This window comes from Halomonas sp. TG39a (genome assembly GCF_000744395.1).
GTDB classification, from domain to species: domain Bacteria; phylum Pseudomonadota; class Gammaproteobacteria; order Pseudomonadales; family Halomonadaceae; genus Vreelandella; species Vreelandella ventosae_B.
The window spans coordinates 124,618-142,227 of the sequence record NZ_JQLV01000002.1 but is presented as its reverse complement, the minus strand read 5'-3'; the positions used below and the strand labels follow the sequence as shown (position 1 = coordinate 142,227).

The 17,610-nt window shown below is 55.1% G+C and carries 15 protein-coding genes; 12 read left to right on the top strand and 3 right to left on the bottom strand.

Going from position 1 to position 17,610, the window contains the following annotated elements; translation table 11 throughout:
- Window positions 1-9: 9 nt before the first annotated feature.
- From U738_RS18745 to U738_RS18730, 4 genes are all read left to right on the top strand, one after another.
- Window positions 10-810, top strand: coding sequence for an ABC transporter ATP-binding protein (locus U738_RS18745; RefSeq protein ID WP_035585641.1), 801 nt, complete (start codon window positions 10-12; stop codon window positions 808-810).
- Entirely contained in the window at window positions 807-3,377 is a 2,571-nt protein-coding gene (locus U738_RS18740; protein WP_035584023.1) for an ABC transporter permease, read from the top strand. Before U738_RS18745 ends, U738_RS18740 begins: the two co-directional genes overlap by 4 nt.
- Window positions 3,378-3,626: 249 nt before the next feature.
- Entirely contained in the window at window positions 3,627-4,532 is a 906-nt protein-coding gene (locus U738_RS18735; RefSeq protein WP_035584017.1) for an alpha/beta fold hydrolase, read from the top strand.
- A gap of 14 nt (window positions 4,533-4,546) precedes the next feature.
- The gene (locus U738_RS18730; protein ID WP_035584015.1) at window positions 4,547-5,563 is read left to right on the top strand and encodes a patatin-like phospholipase family protein; all 1,017 of its coding nucleotides are present in this window, start codon (window positions 4,547-4,549) and stop codon (window positions 5,561-5,563) included.
- Window positions 5,564-5,567: 4 nt separating this feature from the next.
- On the opposite strand, the gene U738_RS18725 is transcribed toward U738_RS18730, so the two are convergent.
- Complete coding sequence (locus U738_RS18725; RefSeq protein WP_035584013.1) at window positions 5,568-6,137, bottom strand: Smr/MutS family protein; 570 nt, start codon at window positions 6,135-6,137, stop codon at window positions 5,568-5,570.
- 162 nt (window positions 6,138-6,299) lie between these two features.
- Here U738_RS18725 and prmB point away from each other — a divergent pair, with 162 nt between their 5' ends.
- The 5 genes from prmB (at window position 6,300) to phaC (ending at window position 11,502) form a co-directional block, all read left to right on the top strand.
- A complete protein-coding gene (gene prmB, locus U738_RS18720; protein ID WP_035584011.1) occupies window positions 6,300-7,259 on the top strand; it encodes a 50S ribosomal protein L3 N(5)-glutamine methyltransferase in 960 nt (319 codons plus the stop codon).
- Between the two features lie 13 nt (window positions 7,260-7,272).
- Complete coding sequence (gene aroC, locus U738_RS18715; RefSeq protein ID WP_035584009.1) at window positions 7,273-8,364, top strand: chorismate synthase; 1,092 nt, start codon at window positions 7,273-7,275, stop codon at window positions 8,362-8,364.
- A 90-nt stretch (window positions 8,365-8,454) separates the two neighbouring features.
- Complete coding sequence (locus U738_RS18710) at window positions 8,455-8,892, top strand: hypothetical protein (RefSeq protein ID WP_035584007.1); 438 nt, start codon at window positions 8,455-8,457, stop codon at window positions 8,890-8,892.
- A gap of 151 nt (window positions 8,893-9,043) precedes the next feature.
- The gene (locus U738_RS18705) at window positions 9,044-9,454 is read left to right on the top strand and encodes a phasin family protein (protein ID WP_035584005.1); all 411 of its coding nucleotides are present in this window, start codon (window positions 9,044-9,046) and stop codon (window positions 9,452-9,454) included.
- Window positions 9,455-9,597: 143 nt separating this feature from the next.
- Window positions 9,598-11,502 carry a class I poly(R)-hydroxyalkanoic acid synthase gene (phaC, locus tag U738_RS18700; protein ID WP_081899155.1) on the top strand — a complete coding sequence of 635 codons (1,905 nt, stop codon included), beginning with the start codon at window positions 9,598-9,600 and terminating at the stop codon, window positions 11,500-11,502.
- Window positions 11,503-11,583: 81 nt separating this feature from the next.
- On the opposite strand, the gene ahpF is transcribed toward phaC, so the two are convergent.
- Window positions 11,584-13,140 carry an alkyl hydroperoxide reductase subunit F gene (ahpF, locus tag U738_RS18695; protein WP_035584003.1) on the bottom strand — a complete coding sequence of 519 codons (1,557 nt, stop codon included), beginning with the start codon at window positions 13,138-13,140 and terminating at the stop codon, window positions 11,584-11,586.
- 162 nt (window positions 13,141-13,302) lie between these two features.
- Window positions 13,303-13,866: an alkyl hydroperoxide reductase subunit C gene (gene ahpC / locus U738_RS18690; RefSeq protein ID WP_007113282.1), complete on the bottom strand. Its 564-nt coding sequence runs from the start codon at window positions 13,864-13,866 to the stop codon at window positions 13,303-13,305.
- Window positions 13,867-14,239: 373 nt separating this feature from the next.
- On the opposite strand from ahpC, the gene U738_RS18685 reads away from it, so the two are divergent.
- The 3 genes from U738_RS18685 (at window position 14,240) to U738_RS18675 (ending at window position 17,601) form a co-directional block, all read left to right on the top strand.
- The gene (locus U738_RS18685; protein ID WP_035584001.1) at window positions 14,240-15,343 is read left to right on the top strand and encodes a polyamine ABC transporter substrate-binding protein; all 1,104 of its coding nucleotides are present in this window, start codon (window positions 14,240-14,242) and stop codon (window positions 15,341-15,343) included.
- Between the two features lie 99 nt (window positions 15,344-15,442).
- The gene (locus U738_RS18680) at window positions 15,443-16,624 is read left to right on the top strand and encodes an ABC transporter ATP-binding protein (protein WP_035583999.1); all 1,182 of its coding nucleotides are present in this window, start codon (window positions 15,443-15,445) and stop codon (window positions 16,622-16,624) included.
- Between the two features lie 65 nt (window positions 16,625-16,689).
- The gene (locus U738_RS18675; protein ID WP_035583997.1) at window positions 16,690-17,601 is read left to right on the top strand and encodes an ABC transporter permease subunit; all 912 of its coding nucleotides are present in this window, start codon (window positions 16,690-16,692) and stop codon (window positions 17,599-17,601) included.
- The last annotated feature ends 9 nt before the right edge of the window (window positions 17,602-17,610 follow it).

Here is a 17,610-nt window from a genome sequence, read left to right as displayed (position 1 = left end):
GATAAAACAGTGTCAAGCGAGTCACCCCAAGGCGAGCGCCAGTCTACTACCGACAGCCAAGCGGTTAACGATGTTCCCCACGGCGCTGTTAGGCCCCCCGTACTACACGCGGATAAGCTGTCTAAAAAAGTCACCAGCGGGGAACGCTCGCTCACCATCTTACACGACCTGTCGCTGAGCGTAGCGGCGGGGGAGAGCGTCGCCATCCTGGGTAAAAGCGGCGCAGGCAAATCAACGCTGCTAGGCATGTTGGCCGGTCTTGATACGCCAAGCGATGGCGAGCTAACGCTGTTTGGCCACGCGCTGAGCCGTTTGGATGAGGATGGCCGCGCCGCGCTGCGGGCTGGGCGAGTGGGGTTTGTGTTTCAGAACTTCCAACTGCTGCCCACCTTGAGTGCACTAGAGAACGTCATGCTACCCCTTGAACTGTCGCCGCGCGCCGGGGAGACGCAGACGGCTGCTCAGTGGTTAGTGCGAGTAGGCCTGGGCGAGCGGGTGAATCACTTGCCCAAGCAGCTATCCGGTGGCGAGCAGCAGCGGGTAGCCGTTGCCCGTGCTTTTGTTACCGACCCTGAACTGGTATTCGCCGATGAGCCAACCGGCAATCTGGACCCTGACACCGGGGCGCAAATCATTGATCTGCTCTTCACCCTAAACCGTGAGGCGGGCACCACGCTTATTCTAGTCACCCACGACCACGCCCTGGCGCGTCGCTGTGATCGCTGCCTGCGGTTAGATCATGGCAAGTTAGAGGCCGTACCTGAAAACATCGTACCCACAGCGGCTTCGATTGATGAGGGTACGCAATGAGTGATGTGAATTGGCGTTTGGCGATGCGCAGTCTTAAGCGAGATCTGCGCGCTGCCGATGTGCGTGCGCTGTTTATTGCCTTGGTTCTGGCCGTGGCAGCCTCCACCATGATCGCGTTTTTTCTTGACCGTTTAGAGCGCGGCTTGGAGCGCCAGGCGGGGCAGATGCTGGGTGGCGACCTGGTGCTGGAACAGCGTGATCCGTTTTCCGAGGAGCTGCGCGAACGTCTGGAGAGCGCGGGTTTTGTCCTTAGCGACCAGATAGATCTGGTGTCGATGATTAGCCGCGATGGCCGTTTTCAGCCCGCCAGCTTAAAAGCCGTGGATGAGGTCTACCCACACTACGGTGTCTCCTACGTGGATTTTGGCGATGGCACTGAGCAAATAGCCTCTGGCCCGCCGCCTGGAGAGGCATGGGCTGACCCGCGACTGATGGAGCTGGTCGAGATCGAGCTGGGCGACCGGGTGCAAGTGGGGCAAACCGAACTGACCGTTAGCGGGATTATTGAGCGCGAAGCGGATCAGTCCGGTGGGTTTGGTAATTTTAATCCGCGCCTGATGATGAACACGGCGGATGTCGAGGCCACTGGCCTGGTTCAAGAGGGCTCGCGGATTGAGTTTGAAATACTAGCCGCAGGGGCGCCTGCAGCGCTGGATCAAGTGCAGGAGCTGCTTGCCGAGCTACGCCGCGACGGAGTCGAGGTGCGCGATGTACGCGTTGACCGCCCACAGCTCGGCAATGCGCTGCAGCGTGCGGAAAGCTACCTGGGGTTAGCTGGTTTAGCGGCGGTGCTGCTAGCGGGCGTGGCCGTGGCAATGTCTACCCGCCGCTATGTGGAGCGCCACCTGGATACCGCTGCGCTGCTGCGCTGCTTTGGTGCCAGCCAGCGTCAATTAGTGACGATTTTTACTCTTCAATTACTCGGCTTAGCATTGGTTGCAGCAGTGATTGGGGCGCTACTTGGGCTGCTGGGCCAAGCGGTACTGATCTGGTTGTTGGTGAGTTTTCTACCCATGACGCTCCCGCCACCGGGGCTGATGCCACTAGGATTAGGGGTATTCACTGCTCTTGCTGTGTTAGTTGGCTTTGCCGGGCCAACGCTGCTGCGTATCAAGCAAGTCAGTGCTCTAAAAGTGCTACGTCGTGAGCTTGATCCACTGCCGCCTTCGGCTTGGCTGGTCGTCGGTGTAGCGAGTATCGTGTTTGGCGGGCTGCTGTGGCTCTATTCGGGCAGTCTGCCGCTGGCGATTGGGTTGTTGATCGGTGGGGCTCTGTTACTTGGTGTGCTGTGGATGATTAGCGCGCTGCTGCTTAGCGGCCTATTACGCGTTGTGCAGCGGTTCTCTGGGCGTAGTGAGTGGTCACAGGCGCTGAGGCTAGGTGGCCGCCAGTTGGCACGCAGGCGTCAAGCGGGGCTGGGTCAATTGCTGGCTTTCTCAGTGACTTTCTTTGCCATGGCGATGATCGTGCTAGTGCGTGGCGATTTGCTAAGCACCTGGCAGGATCAACTGCCCGAAAATACCCCCAACTATTTTGCTATCAATATTCAGCCTTCTGAGCGTGATCCCTTTGAAGCCGCGGTCTCGCCGCGAGTGGAAACCCAAAGCACGCTCTACCCGATGGTGCGTGGCCGGGTGATTGCGATTAATGATCAGCCGCCGAGAGACGCTGTTCCACCGGATGCGCGGGGCGACAACTCGTTACGCCGAGAGCTCAACCTTACCTGGCAATCAGACGTGCCGGAAGGCAATGAAGTGGTGGCCGGCGAGTGGTTCTCTGCCGCGCAAACTGAGGGAGACGCGAGTCAAGGCTGGATGAGCGCCGTCGACGCAACGCCCCAATCGGCGCCAGTGCCTATTTCGATGGAAGATGGGCTGGCTGAAAGGCTTGGGTTGGGCATTGGTGACGAGATGACGTTCTCGGTGGGTAGCGACGAGATTACTACCCAAATTACCAGCCTGCGGAGTCTGAATTGGGATAGTTTTCAGCCTAACTTCTTCGTCATCTTCCCGCCGGGCGTACTTGAGCAGTTTGGCCATAGCTACATTACCGCTTTTCACCTACCTGAGGCGGAGCAAGGGCTGATCCGCGAACTGATCACTGACTTCCCCGGTGTCTCGCTGCTTAACGTGGACGCGATTTTAGGACAGGTACGGGATGTGCTTGCCCAGGTCACCCGGGCAGTGGAGTTAGTGCTCGCCTTGGTGCTACTGGCAGGGATTAGCGTGCTGTATGCCGCGCTGACCGCAAGCCGCCCGGTGCGCGCCCATGAAAGTGGCCTGCTGCGCGTATTTGGCGCAGGCAGCCGGATGATTTCACGGGTACAGGGGGCTGAATACGCGTTGTTGGGCTTTGCCAGCGGTTTGATGGGCGCAGTGCTTGCGGAGCTCACGTCGGCGGTGCTGTATGTTTACCTGCTGGATCTCACTCCGCGTTTGCACCTAGGGCTATGGGTATTCCTGCCCATTGGCGGGGCACTGTTGATCGGTGTCATTGGTCATGCGCTTTCGCGGGGATTACGTCGTCAGGCACCGGCGGCCAGCCTAGGCCTGCTCGGTGAGGCCTAGTGAGCAACCAAATGCTTATTTGGCAAGCCAAAAACCGACGACAGTGGCGCTGATAACAGCAATAAAAAAGACCAGATTACGGGCGCGGGTATCGCGACGGGGTTTCATAACGGCACCAATGCAATGTTAAGTACAATGTTGAAGTAAAATATGCCTAGCATGGTAACGTTTGTCGCCTTCGCCGTCATCCTGCCTTTGAGAGGTGGTGTTTATTTAGAATCGCTAGCTGTTTATTCAGGACTGTGAATTATGCCTCAATCTAGCTCTACGGCTGCGCGCGCTTATGCGCCGCAGCCGCTTTCACTTGCTCAGGGTCGCCTAGCGGCGCTGAGCTGGGGGCGTTCTGATGCCCCAACCTGGTTGGCCTTGCATGGCTGGCTGGATAATGCGGCCAGCTTTACCCGGTTAGCCCCGCTATTGGTAGAGGCGTTGGGTATTCGGATTGTGGCGCTGGATTTTCGAGGCCACGGCCATTCGGCCCACGCGCCACCAGCCGGTGATTATGCTCTATGGGACTATTGCCAAGACGTACTGGACGCCATGGAGACCTTGGCGCTGGAGCAAACCAGCCTGCTGGCCCACTCTATGGGCGCTGCGGTGGCCTGCTTGCTCGCTGCTGCGCTACCTGAGCGGGTTGAACGGCTAACGCTAATTGATGGGCTGGGGGCGCTCAATACGCCTATCGAAGAGACCGCAAGCCAGCTGCGAAAGGGGTTAATTGCCTACCGTCGACCACTTTCCCGCGCACCGCGCTATCCCGATATCGAGAGTGCCGTGGCCGCCCGAGTGGCGGGTGGCGTTACGCCCATAGATAGCATAACGGCAACCCCGCTAGTGGAGCGTAATACCCAGCCTACCACCGATGGTCATGTGCAAATGCGCACTGATAGCCGATTGCTGAAGCCGTCTCTGGTGCGCTTTACACCCGAACAGGTCATTGCACTACTGGCGGACATTACCGCGCCGCTGCTATTGATAGAAGGCGAGCAGGGTATTCTGGGCGAACGGAAATGGGCCCAAGAGGCGCGGCAAGCTGTCAAGGGGTTAACCCGCCAGGTGCTCAAGGGTGGCCATCACTTACACTTGGAGCCCAGGGCTGTGGCGCAAGTCGCCTCAGTTATCGGCGGACACTGGGGCAATACCGGTACCGTTTAGGTAAGGAACGTAGCATGAATGAATTGGCGCATTTGAATAGTGGCAATAAGGTCGCACTAGTACTGGGTAGCGGTGGCGCTCGCGGCTATGCGCATATCGGCGTGATTGAAGCGCTAGAGGCGCGTGGATTTGAAATCGTGGCCGTATCCGGATGTTCGATGGGGGCGGTGATTGGCGGGATTTATGCCGCAGGTAAGCTGCCGGAATACCGAGACTGGGTGTGCCAGCTAGACTACCTTGATGTGCTCAAACTGGTCGATGTCACCTGGAGCCCTATGGGCGCTATGCGTGCCAGTAAAGTTATGAGCAAACTAGAATCGCTGGTCGGCGATATTCTCATCGAAGACCTGGCGATCCCCGTTACCACGGTTGCGACAGACCTGGTGCGACAGCGGGAAGTGTGGTTTCAAAGTGGCCCGTTGCTGCAGGCGATTCGTGCCTCCATGGCCGTACCAGGTGTTATCACACCGGTTCATCTAGGCGAGCAGGTGCTGGTGGACGGCGGGTTGCTCAACCCACTGCCGATTATGCCCATGGTCGCCGCCCACCAAGCGGACTTTGTGGTCGCGGTTAATGTAACTGCCCATAGCCCGTTGCCGGTGACCTTAGAGGAGTTACTGCCTAAAGAAGAGGAAACAGCCGATAGTCGTACTCAGAACGAAATTGATCGTGATCAACGCATGGGAAGTTGGATAGGTGATGTGCGTGCCGTTACCCAAAAGCTGTGGGCAGGGTTGGGAGCAAATGGCGAGAGCGACGACGAAGAGCTAGAAGAAATAACTGAAGCGCGAGGCAAGCGCGAGTGGAGCAAGCTCGATATGATTTTGGAGTCGTTTGATATTACCCAGGCGGCGTTGGCCAAGTACAAGGTGGCGGGGTACCCGCCCGATGTACTGATCGAAATACCCAAAACGGTGTGTAGCACTTATGAATTTTACCGGGGCCGTGACTTGATTCGCCTTGGCCGCCATTTGGCAGATGAAGCGCTGGAACGCCGCATGCCCAGCATTGCTTCTGACGCTACCGAGTAGAAGCCTACTGGCCCCGCTTACGTAGCAATATATAGACTGCTCCGGTGCCACCGTCGATATCGATGGCCGAGCAGAAGGCCAGCACTCCCGGCCACTCCCGCAGCCAGGTGTTGGTATGGCTCTTGAGCACCGGAAAGTCTGAGGTGGTGCCCCACGCCTTGCCGTGCACCACCAACACGCAGCGCAGTCCTTGCCCCGCCGAATCGCGTAAAAAACTCTCTAACTCCGCGCGAGCCTCCTCCAGCGTATAGCCATGCAGATCAAGCCCCGCCTGCCACGCCGTTTGGCCGCGTTTTAACTGACTAAACGTACGCCATGGCAAGTCGGGTACGCTGAACTCTAGGTACTCAGAGGGACGTACGGCTTCCACCCGGCCATCCGAGGTGCGTCCACTGGCTTGTGGTGTGCTGTTCTCAACCGCTGCGCTGCGACGCGCCTCATGAACCTTATTGTCGCGTTTGGGCTTGCCAGGGTCGGCCTGATTGGTGGCGATAGGGCGAACCCCCGCCGCCTTCAAAGCGTCGCGGAAGGCACTGATATCGTCATCATTAGGCAGGTGGCGGCGTCGCGTCATGGCAGGCTCGGGTGGCAGAAAAAGTGGCAAAAAAGGTGAATCAACTAAACGAGCACAGTATAGCGGGCTGAGCGTTGCTGTGAACCGGACGAAGTGAAAGGTACAATCTTTTTATCCGTTATCTGTATAACGCGTTATTGCCATGAACAACCAGGAGCCGCTGTGACCACGCATCTAAACGTTGAGCATTCTCACTCAACCCTTTCCCTGTCAGAGTCGTTGCTGGTGAGTCAGCTGTTTACGCTGCGCGACTACCTGCGCTGGGTCTCCAGCGAGTTTTATCTGGCAGGGCTGCACTATGGCCATGGCACTGACTCAGCCTGGGATGAGGCGGTGGCGCTGTGCTTAGGCGCGCTACACCTGCCGTGGAATATTGACCCCAGTGTCCTTGAAGCGCGGCTGCTGCCCGTTGAACGCCAGCGGATTATTGCCCTGGCGCGTGAGCGTATCACTACCCGCCGCCCACTGCCTTATTTGCTCGGTGAGAGCTTCTTTGCCGGCCACCCGTTTAACGTTGATGAGCGCGTGCTGGTTCCGCGCTCTCCGATTGCCGAGCTGATTGAAGATGGCTTTGCCGCCTGGTTCCCCGAAGAGCCGCCCGCCAGCGTGTTGGATCTATGCACCGGCTCCGGCTGTATCGGCATTGCCACCGCCCTCTATTTGCCCACCTGCGAAGTGACGCTGGCCGATATCAGCCAGGATGCCCTCGCCGTGGCACGGCAAAATATTACCCGCCATGATGTGGGTGACCGGGTGCGAGCGGTCGAATCGGATGTGTTCAATGGCTTGGAGGGGCGGCGTTTTGATCTCATCGTCTCCAATCCACCCTATGTAGATGCCCGCGACCTTGCCACCATGCCCGCCGAGTTTCGCCATGAGCCTTCGTTAGCGCTGGGCGCAGGCAGCGATGGCCTGGATATTGTGCGGCGTATACTGCGTGAAGCGCGGGAGCACTTAACCGATGAGGGCTGGCTGATTGTAGAAGTCGGCAACTCTGATCGCCATGTGGAAGCCGCGTTTCCCGACGTGCCTTTCCTGTGGCTTGAATTCGAGCGTGGCGGCCAGGGCGTATTTGCCTTGAGCGCCGCTGAACTCGACGCCCATGCGGCGTCTTTCCTGTGAGGAACTAACCGCCATGTCTGGCAATACCTTTGGCAAACTATTTACCGTCACTACGTTTGGTGAGAGTCACGGCCCTGCGCTCGGCGCGATCGTTGATGGCTGCCCGCCTGGGTTACCGTTAAGCGAAGCAGATTTGCAGCACGATCTGGATCGCCGTCGGCCGGGCAGTTCGCGGCATACCACCCAGCGCAAAGAGCCTGATCAGGTGCGCATCCTATCCGGGGTGTTTGAAGGTAAGACCACCGGTACCTCTATTGGCCTGTTAATCGAAAATACCGACCAGCGCTCTAACGACTACTCAAAAATCAAAGAGCAGTTTCGGCCTGCTCACGCGGACTACACCTACCACCATAAATATGGCCACCGGGACTACCGCGGCGGCGGGCGCTCCAGCGCCCGTGAAACCGCTATGCGAGTGGCCGCTGGAGCGATCGCCAAGAAATATCTGGCCGCTCAAGGGGTGCAGATTCGCGGTTATATGAGCCAGCTAGGCCCGATTAAGATTGAATTCAAGCAGTGGGAGTCGGTGGGCCAAAATGCGTTTTTCTGCCCTGACCCGGAGCGCGTAGCCGAACTGGAAGCCTATATGGATCAGCTACGCCGCGACCAGGACTCCGTGGGTGCAGAGATTACCGTGATTGCCGAAGGCGTGCCGGTTGGGCTGGGAGAGCCGGTGTTTGACCGCTTAGATGCTGATCTGGCGCATGGTTTGATGAGTATTAATGCGGTAAAAGGGGTTGAGATAGGTGCAGGGTTTGGCTGTGTCGCCCAACGCGGCAGCGAGCACCGTGACGAGATGACGCCTGAAGGCTTCCTCTCTAATCATGCGGGTGGCGTGCTGGGGGGTATCTCCAGCGGCCAGCCCATTGTAGCTCGTTTGGCGCTAAAACCGACGTCCAGCATTACCACGCCTGGCCGCTCTATCGACATCCATGGACAGGCCGTCGAAGTGATTACCAAAGGCCGTCACGACCCCTGCGTGGGTATTCGTGCAACGCCCATTGCTGAAGCGATGATGGCGATTACCCTGTTGGATCACTGGCTGCGTCAGCGCGGTCAAAATGGCGAAGTAAGCGTTGATACGCCGCGTTTAACCCAGCGCTAACGCAATACGGTGAGATTTGCAGTTCGCTGCTACACTCAAACAAAACAAATGCATGACTAATGGTCGTGACAAACAGTGCAGGAGCCGCCTATGAAGATTAACGTTGAGTTTGATCTTACTCCGGATGAATTTCGCCAATCACTGGGCCTGCCGGATGTCGAAGCCTTCCAGAAAAACCTGCTGGAAAATATCCAGCGGCAGATGGAGTCTGGGGTAGAGGGCTACGACCCCATGAGTCTGATGCGGCCTTTTCTGCAGCAGCCGATGATGCAGCCAGGGCTCTCCCAGGGGTTATCCGAAGGACTGTCTCAAGGACTTGCTAATTTCGGCACTTATCAGCAAATGATGCTGGATATGCTGCGCCAAGCGGGTACCACTGGAGAAACGGCAGCGACTGATAAACAAACGCGTCAGTCTGCATCGAATAAAACGTCAACCGATAAAGCGTCGTCGGATAAAGCGGCATCAAGCGAAAAAAGTGACAAGGCCAAAGCCACCGCTTCCTCTCGCTCTCGAGCAAAAGGTTAGTGGGTAAGAGTGCGAGCGGAAGTATGTTGCAATGCAGCATGGTAGGCGCTACTCTTTTTGCAGTGCAGCAAATTAACGTAAAGCAGGAAAAGCTACATCACGATGAGTCACTCCAAGGCTCATGCCAAGGAACGAAACAGGAGCAGACACTATGCAAGACAATATGATGGACGCCTTTAACGCCCAAACTAAGCAAATGTTTGAACCCATGCGCAAAATCAATTCGCTGATGCTCAATAACATGGAGAAAATGACCCAATATCAGTTGGAAGCCATGAAGCGCTACAGCCAGATGGGTACTGAGCGCATTCGAAGTGCCACTGAAATTCAGGACGCAGAAAGCCTGCGTGATTTTGGCACTAAACAAGCAGAAATGATGAACGAGCTTTCCCAGCAGATGCAGGAAGACGCGCGGGTCATGAGCGAGATGAGCCTGCAATTCAAGTCTGAAATGGAAAAGATGTTCAGCGAAGCCGGTCAGCAAATGTCTGAGCAAGCCAAGGCGGCTACTAAAGGTGAGCAACCTGCCAAAGCCTCCAGTCAGTCATCGCGTAAGAGCTGATTAGCGACATCATCGCGGCGCCCAAGGGCGCCGCGATGCATTTATAAGCTTTAATTTATATATAATATGAACTTATAAATTCTTAAAATTGGTCATAGCCAAAATGGTCGGTGCGCCCGAAGATAGGCGTGGGGAGAATAAGTATGCAGTCAGCGTGGCACAATCCATTTCAGGCAATGTCAGGGCTAACTGAAAGCCTGTCGCAAGGATTTTCTGAAGGGCTGCCTGAAGGGCTATCCCCGGCGGAGATTGAAGCCTGGAATAATCAGCTTAAAGAGATAGGTGAACAGTACCAAGGATTGATGCAGGAGCTGCTTTCTCGTATCGCGCCCAGTGAAGCCGCCGACTCCATTTACAGTGATATGCGCGAGAGCTTTGAAGCGGGTGCTCAGTCGCTGATGCAAAACCCCACCCTACTGTGGGAGACCCAAACCCGATTACTCCAAGATCAGTGGTTATTGTGGCAACAGGCCATGCGTAGTATGGCCGGTGAGCAGGTTACGCCGCTGATTATGCCCGACAAGAGTGACCGTCGCTTTAAAGACGACGCCTGGACGCAAGATCCCCACTATATGTCCATTATGCAGCAGTATTTGCTGTTCTCGCAGATGGTGGAAGAGCTGGTTGAAAGCTTGGGTGGTTTGGATGACACCCATAAGCGTAATTTGGAGTTTTACGCCCGCCAGCTGGTCAATGCGATGGCGCCGACTAACTTTATTTCGACTAATCCAGAAGTCATGCGCCGTACGCTTGAAACCCGCGGCCAAAATTTAATCGATGGTTTGGAGCGGTTGCGAGAGGATTTAGGCAATTCAGCTGAAGGTATTAATGTCCGTATGACTGACCGCGGCGCCTTTGGCGTGGGTGAAAACATAGCGGTAACGCCCGGTTCGGTGGTATATGAAAATGAATTGATCCAGTTGATCCAATACACGCCAACCACGGAAAAGACCTTTAAAACACCGCTGCTGATGGTGCCGCCGTGGATCAATAAGTACTACATCCTTGACCTGCGTGAAGATAACTCAATGGTTAAGTGGCTTGTGGATCAAGGCCACACAGTGTTTCTTATCTCCTGGCGTAACCCTGGCCCGGAGCAGCGCGATATCACCTGGGCCGACTATATGCAGATGGGGCCAATTAGCGCCATGGAAGCCATCGAACAGGCCTGTGGCGAGAAGTCGGTGAACCTGCTCAGCTACTGCGTAGGCGGTACGTTAACCGCCTCAACGGTGGCGTACCTGACCAGCACCCGGCGCGGGCGCAAAGTAAAGTCGGTGACCTATATGGCCACGCTGCAGGATTTCCGTGACCCTGGCGACATCGGCGTATTTCTTAATGAGCGGGTGGTTGAGGGGATTGAGCAAACGCTAGAAGCGAAGGGCTACCTTGATGGACGCTCTATGGCTTACACCTTCAACCTGCTGCGTGAGAATGATCTGTTTTGGTCGTTCTATATTAATAATTACTTGAAGGGCGAGACGCCCGCTGCCTTTGATCTGCTCTACTGGAACACTGATGGCACTAACTTACCTGCTGGGACGCATGCTTGGTACCTGCGCCATATGTATCTGGAAAACCGTCTGGTTGAGCCCGGTGGCATTGAGCTGGATGGCGTGAAAATTGATCTGCGTAAGGTATCGGCGCCCAGCTACTTTGTGTCTACCAAAGAAGACCATATTGCCAAGTGGAACAGTACTTACTACGGGGCCTTGCTTCCCAAGGGGCCGGTTACCTTTGTACTAGGCGGCTCGGGGCATATCGCGGGTATCGTTAACCCGCCCCATAAGAACAAGTATGGCTACTGGACGAGCGACGCACTGCCGGAAAGTCATGAGGCGTGGCTGGAAAGCGCTAAGGCTCAGGAAGGTTCCTGGTGGCCCCATTGGCAGGCGTGGATGACCGACAATGGCTATGCCGATAGCGAAAAAATGCTGCCTGTACGTCAACCCGGTGACGGCGAGCTCAAGGTGATCGAGCCTGCGCCAGGGCGCTATGTGAAAACCACCATTCCCGAAGTGCTGGGAGAAATCCCGTCTAAGTCTTAATGGCGTGTCTTAATGGCGTCGTCGCTGATATTAAAACCCAAAAAAGCCCGCTGAAATCAGCGGGCTTCGTTTTATCATGGTTCAATTACGAATTAAGTAGTCGAAAGCACCCAACGATGCCTTGGCGCCTTCTCCCATGGCAATAATGATCTGCTTATAAGGCACGGTAGTCACATCGCCCGCGGCGAATACCCCAGGTACGGAGGTCATACCGTGAGCATCGACGATGATCTCACCGCGGGGCGTCATCTCAATCGGTGAGCCTTTTAACCACTCGGTGTTAGGCACCAGACCAATCTGAACAAAGATACCTTCCAGCGCGATGGATTTGCTCTCATCAGACGTGCGGTCTTTATAGTTCAAGCCATTAACACGGCTACCATCACCAGTGACTTCAGTGGTTTGTGCGTTGAGAATAATCTCGACGTTAGGCAGGCTCTTAAGCTTTTTCTGCAGCACTGCATCGGCGCGCATCTCACCCATAAACTCTACCAGCGTGACATGGCCGACAATACCCGCCAGATCGATCGCCGCTTCAACGCCAGAGTTACCGCCGCCGATCACCGCTACCCGTTTACCTTTGAACAGCGGGCCGTCACAGTGAGGGCAGTAGGCCACCCCTTTATTGCGGTACTGCTGTTCGCCGGGCACATTCATTTCGCGCCAGCGGGCGCCCGTCGCCAATACCAGGGTTTTGCTCTTAAGCGTCGCGCCGGACTCAAAAGTGACTTCGTGCAAACCACCTTCCGCTTCGGCGGCTTTAAAGGTAGTGGCAAGTTGCAGGTTCATGACATCGACTTCGTAATCTTTTACGTGCTCTTCAAGCGCGCTAACCAGCTTGGGGCCTTCGGTATGGGAGACGGAGATAAAGTTTTCAATTCCCATCGTGTCAGCCACCTGACCACCGAAACGCTCAGCGGCAATGCCTGTGTTAATACCTTTACGGGCTGAGTAAATGGCGGCCGCCGCGCCTGCCGGGCCGCCACCAATCACCAGCGTATCGAAAGCGGCTTTTTCACTTAGCTTTTTGGCATCGCGCTCCGCGGCACCGGTATCCACCTTGGCCAGAATCTGTTCAAGGGTCATGCGGCCTTGATCGAACGGTTTACCGTTCAGGTAGATGCTCGGTACCGACATGATTTCCCGCGACTCGACTTCATCCTGGAACAGCGCGCCGTCGATAGCGACATGGCGCACCTTCGGGTTGAAAATAGCCATCAGGTTAAGCGCTTGAACCACGTCAGGGCAGTTCTGGCAGGAGAGCGAGTAGTAAGTCTCGAAAAGCATCTCGCCGTCGAGCTCTTTAATTTGCTTGAGTAGCTCATCAGAGGTTTTGGGTGGATGGCCGCCGACTTGCAGCAGCGCTAAAACCAGCGATGTGAACTCGTGGCCCATGGGGATGCCAGCAAACACCACGCCCGTCTCTTCGCCGGGGCGGTTGATTGCAAACGATGGCTTGCGGTCGTCCTGGCCGTCACTGTGTAGAGTAATCTTATCGCTCAGGCTGCTGATGTCCTCAAGCAGGCCGAGAAGTTCTTGTGACTTGGCACCGTCATCGAGGGAGGCAACAATCTCGAACGGCTGAGTCACTTTTTCCAGATACGCTTTTAACTGGGATTTTAAATTGGCGTCCAGCATGACAGTAGCTTCCTCGCAAGTAACAGACGTATTAAATACACGCGTGTGACGGTGCTAATCATTAATAATTTAAAACAGAACGCCCGGGCGAAACCCGGGCGTTGAACCTGCACGCTCTTGCGCCACGCAAATAAGAGCAAGCGCGTGAAAGCCGTAGGCGGTTTAGATTTTGCCTACAAGATCCAGTGAAGGTGCCAGTGTTTCTTCACCTTCTTTCCATTTGGCCGGGCATACTTCGTTCGGGTTGGCACGAACGTATTGAGCGGCTTTCACTTTACGCAGCAGCTCTTCAGCATTACGACCGATGTTGCCAGCGTTGATTTCAACAATCTGGATTTTGCCATCGGGGTCGACGACAAAGGTGCCGCGCTCAGCAAGACCCGCTTCTTCAATCAACACTTCGAAGTTGCGTGAAATGCGCAGCGTCGGATCAGCAATCATCGGGTACTGCAGTTTGCCGATAGTTTCAGAGCTGTCGTGCCAGGCTTTGTGCGTAAAGTGGGTATCGGTTGAAACACTGTAGATTTCAACGCCCAACTTCTTGAATTCAGCGTAGTGATCGGCCAAATCGCCAAGCTCAGTCGGGCAAACGAAAGTAAAGTCGGCTGGGTAGAAGAAGAAAATAGACCACTGGCCTTGTAGATCCGCTTCAGTCACATCGACAAATTCGCCATTCAGGTAAGCGGTAGCTTTAAACGGCTTTACTTCAGTGTTGATCAAGGACATTGAGATAGTCTCCTGGTGTCATGAGTGTAGGGTTTATAAAGTATGGCTAATACTAACGGCTAGCGACTAATGTCTAAAATTAAAAAAAGCCATCCAACCAATAGCGTTGCCCTATTGGCGGATAAAAGAGCGTTGTTTTACCTGCTACTTAATGGGGACGGTAGGGCAAAATACAAGAATTTTTCACATTGGCTTGCGGTAGCCGTCACTGCACCGCAAAATTCGCACGGTCAGCATTATGGCCTACGCTATTGTTAGCCGCTGATGGCAGGCTTTGTGGCGCACTGGGTAAGAAGCACTTGATAGGCAACCCTTGGCAAATTATTTGGTTGAATCGTTTACTAAAATAGTTAGGACAACAGGAGCAGTGATAATGGGGAACATCCACAAACTTTCCGCGGCCGTTGCGGCTATCTCCTTCGCCGCAGCGGCTAGCGCTGCCCACGCCGAAGAGGTGCGGGTGTTTAACTGGTCAGACTACATTGCACCGGAAACGCTGGAAAAGTTCACCGAGCGTACCGGCATTGAGGTGACCTATGACGTTTATGATAGCAATGAGATTTTGGATGCTGCACTGCTCGCAGGGCGCTCCGGTTACGATGTGGTAGTACCCTCTACCTACTATTTTACCCGCCAAGTGAAAGCCGGTGTTTTCCAGCCGCTTGACCATGAGTTACTGCCCAATTTAGACAATCTCAACCCCGAACTGATGGCCAACTTGGAAACTATCGACGCTGGTAGCGAATACTCGGTTCCTTATATGTGGGGCACCAATGGGATTGGCTATAACGTTGATCGCGTTAAAGAAATTTTGGGTGACGACGCGCCGGTAGATAGCTGGGCGCTGCTGTTTGATCCGGAAATAACCGCCGCGTTGAGCGAGGCGGGCTGCGGCTTGTCGATGCTGGATTCCGCTGATGAGATGCTCTCACCCGCCATGGCTTATTTGGGGTTAGATCCGCTGAGTGAGAATATCGACGATCTGGAAGCCGCCGGTGAACTGATCGCCGAAGTGCGCGACGACATGACCTACTTCCACTCTTCGCGCTATGTGTCCGATCTGGCCAATGGTGATATCTGCGTGGCCGCAGGCTATTCTGGCGATATTTTCCAGGCCGCCGAGCGTGCAGAAGAGGCGGGGCGCGATTTTAGTATTGGTTACAGCATTCCTAAAGAAGGCGCAGCGCTCTGGTTCGATATGATGGCGGTACCCGCTGACGCGCCGAACACTGAAAACGCCCACGCCTTTATCAACTTTATTCTCGACCCTGAAATCGCCGCTGAAATTACCGAGTACGTTCGTTATGCCAACCCTAACGCGGCGGCCAATGAATATCTCTCCGATGAGATCCTCAATGACCCGGCTATTTACCCGGAAACCGAGGTCATGCAAAACCTATACGTCCAGGCCGAAAAGCCTCAAGATGTGCTACGTGCCCGTACGCGTATTTGGAATCGCGTAAAGTCGGGTCGTTAAGCCGACATTTATCCGACGGCGAGCCTGGGGTTGATACGCAGGCTCGCTGTTCGTCTTTTTTAATGCCCGGATTTCCGGGCCTTTTGATGGGAGTGGCGAATGGTCACTACGCCCCTGTCGAACGAGCCTTCATCTGCTTCACCCATCACGCCTTCAGCGTCGCGGCCCCAGGGTAAAATCCCGCGGTTCGCTGAGGATGTGGTGCTGGAAGTTAAACGCTTAAGCAAGCGGTTTGATGATGCGCTGGCGGTGGATGATGTTAATTTGCAGGTTAAACGCGGAGAAATCTTCGCGCTATTGGGTGGTTCTGGGTCAGGTAAATCAACCCTGCTGCGGATGCTGGCGGGCTTTGAAACCCCAACAGAAGGCCGCATTCTATTAGACGGTGAAAATATCACCGCGATGCCTCCGCACAAGCGGCCTATCAATATGATGTTCCAGTCCTATGCGCTATTTCCGCATATGACAGTGGCGCAGAATATTGCTTTTGGCTTAAAGCAGGACAAACTGCCCAAGGCGGATATCGATGCTCGCGTCGAGCAAATGCTCAAACTGGTGCATATGCAGCGCTTTGCCAAGCGTAAGCCGCATCAGCTCTCGGGTGGTCAGCGCCAGCGAGTGGCACTGGCGCGTTCACTGGCCAAACGACCCAAGCTGCTACTGCTAGACGAACCTATGGGCGCGCTGGATAAAAAGCTGCGCACGGAAATGCAGCTAGAGGTGGTTGAAATCATCGAGCAGGTCGGCGTTACCTGCATTATGGTCACCCACGATCAGGAAGAAGCCATGACCATGGCCGACCGTGTGGCGATTATGGCCGATGGCTGGATCGAACAGATAGGCTCGCCCATCGATATTTATGAAAGCCCGGTGAGCCGCATGGTGGCCGAATTCGTCGGCACGGTGAATCTGTTCGAGGGCGAGATTATTGAAGATGCAGCCGACCACTGCCGCATTGTTGCCCCCGCGCTTGAGCGCCCCATCTATATTGACCATGGTATTACCACCCAGGCGTCGAATCGTCGGGTTTGGGTCGCACTTCGGCCTGAAAAAATCTGGCTTACCCGCGAGAAACCCACCACTGAATATAACTGGGCGGAAGGCAAGGTGGACGATATCGCCTACTTAGGTGGTTTCTCGCTCTATTACGTGCGCACACCGTCGGGCCAGATCATTAAGGTCAGTATGGCCAATACCGAGCGTCGCGGTGATCGCCCCACCTGGGAAGACAACGTCTATGTCTACTGGGAAGATCACAGTACGATTGTGCTCAATCGCTGATGGCTGGGTTTCTCATGACTGGACTTCTTACCACTGAGTTACTTTCTGGGAGGAGACTGCCTTAAATGATGCCATCTCGTGTTTCAGCATTACTCAAACGCTGGCAATTGGGGCGAAGGGCAGTGATAGCGTTTCCATTAGTGTGGCTAACACTATTTTTCTTGCTGCCTTTTGCACTAGTACTCAAAATCAGCCTGTCCGAGGCCGCGATTGCCATTCCGCCTTATGGGCCGCTGCTTGAGTACGCCGATCAGACGTTGCATGTCTTTTTTAATTTAGGCAATTACCTCTTTCTGCTGTCGGACTCGCTGTATATCGCCGCCTACTGGGGCTCGGTGAAGACGGCGTTTATGGCCACGCTGGCCTGTTTGCTGCTGGGTTACCCGATGGCCTATGCCATGGCGCGGGCACCGGCGCGCTGGCAACTGCTGTTACTGCTGCTGGTGATGTTGCCGTCGTGGACGTCGTTTTTGATTCGTGTCTACGCCTGGATGGGAATTCTCAGTAATAGCGGCTTAATCAACAACCTCTTGATTGGGCTGGGTCTGATCGATTCGCCGCTGCGCATGATGAATACCCAGTTCGCGGTCACCATTGGCATTGTTTATGCCTACTTGCCGTTTATGGTGTTGCCACTGTATGCCCACCTGACCCGGATGGATAACTCGCTGCTTGAGGCTGCTGCAGACCTTGGCTCGCGCAAGCTCAATACGTTTTTAAAGGTCACTTTGCCGCTCTCTACAGGAGGTATCGTGGCGGGGTCGATGCTGGTGTTTATCCCAGCGGTGGGGGAGTTCGTGATTCCTGAACTGCTTGGTGGCCCGGATACATTAATGATTGGCAAAGTGTTGTGGGAGGAGTTCTTCCTCAACCGCGATTGGCCGGTGGCGTCGGCGCTGGCCATGGTAATGCTGCTGCTGTTACTGGTACCGATTGTCTGGTTCCACCGCTATCAATCCCGCGAACTTGAAGAGTGAGGCTGGCAA

Bases quoted from the DNA above. Each gene is read 5' to 3' on its own strand.
- U738_RS18705 (WP_035584005.1), top strand. From the start codon at position 9,044: ATGCAAGACAATATGATGGACGCCTTTAACGCCCAAACTAAGCAAATG.
- phaC (WP_081899155.1), top strand. From the start codon at position 9,598: ATGCAGTCAGCGTGGCACAATCCATTTCAGGCAATGTCAGGGCTAACT.
- U738_RS18685 (WP_035584001.1), top strand. From the start codon at position 14,240: ATGGGGAACATCCACAAACTTTCCGCGGCCGTTGCGGCTATCTCCTTC.
- ahpC (WP_007113282.1), bottom strand. From the start codon at position 13,866: ATGTCCTTGATCAACACTGAAGTAAAGCCGTTTAAAGCTACCGCTTAC.
- U738_RS18725 (WP_035584013.1), bottom strand. From the start codon at position 6,137: ATGACGCGACGCCGCCACCTGCCTAATGATGACGATATCAGTGCCTTC.
- U738_RS18680 (WP_035583999.1), top strand. From the start codon at position 15,443: ATGGTCACTACGCCCCTGTCGAACGAGCCTTCATCTGCTTCACCCATC.
- U738_RS18740 (WP_035584023.1), top strand. From the start codon at position 807: ATGAGTGATGTGAATTGGCGTTTGGCGATGCGCAGTCTTAAGCGAGAT.
- U738_RS18710 (WP_035584007.1), top strand. From the start codon at position 8,455: ATGAAGATTAACGTTGAGTTTGATCTTACTCCGGATGAATTTCGCCAA.
- U738_RS18730 (WP_035584015.1), top strand. From the start codon at position 4,547: ATGAATGAATTGGCGCATTTGAATAGTGGCAATAAGGTCGCACTAGTA.
- aroC (WP_035584009.1), top strand. From the start codon at position 7,273: ATGTCTGGCAATACCTTTGGCAAACTATTTACCGTCACTACGTTTGGT.
- U738_RS18735 (WP_035584017.1), top strand. From the start codon at position 3,627: ATGCCTCAATCTAGCTCTACGGCTGCGCGCGCTTATGCGCCGCAGCCG.
- U738_RS18675 (WP_035583997.1), top strand. From the start codon at position 16,690: ATGATGCCATCTCGTGTTTCAGCATTACTCAAACGCTGGCAATTGGGG.
- ahpF (WP_035584003.1), bottom strand. From the start codon at position 13,140: ATGCTGGACGCCAATTTAAAATCCCAGTTAAAAGCGTATCTGGAAAAA.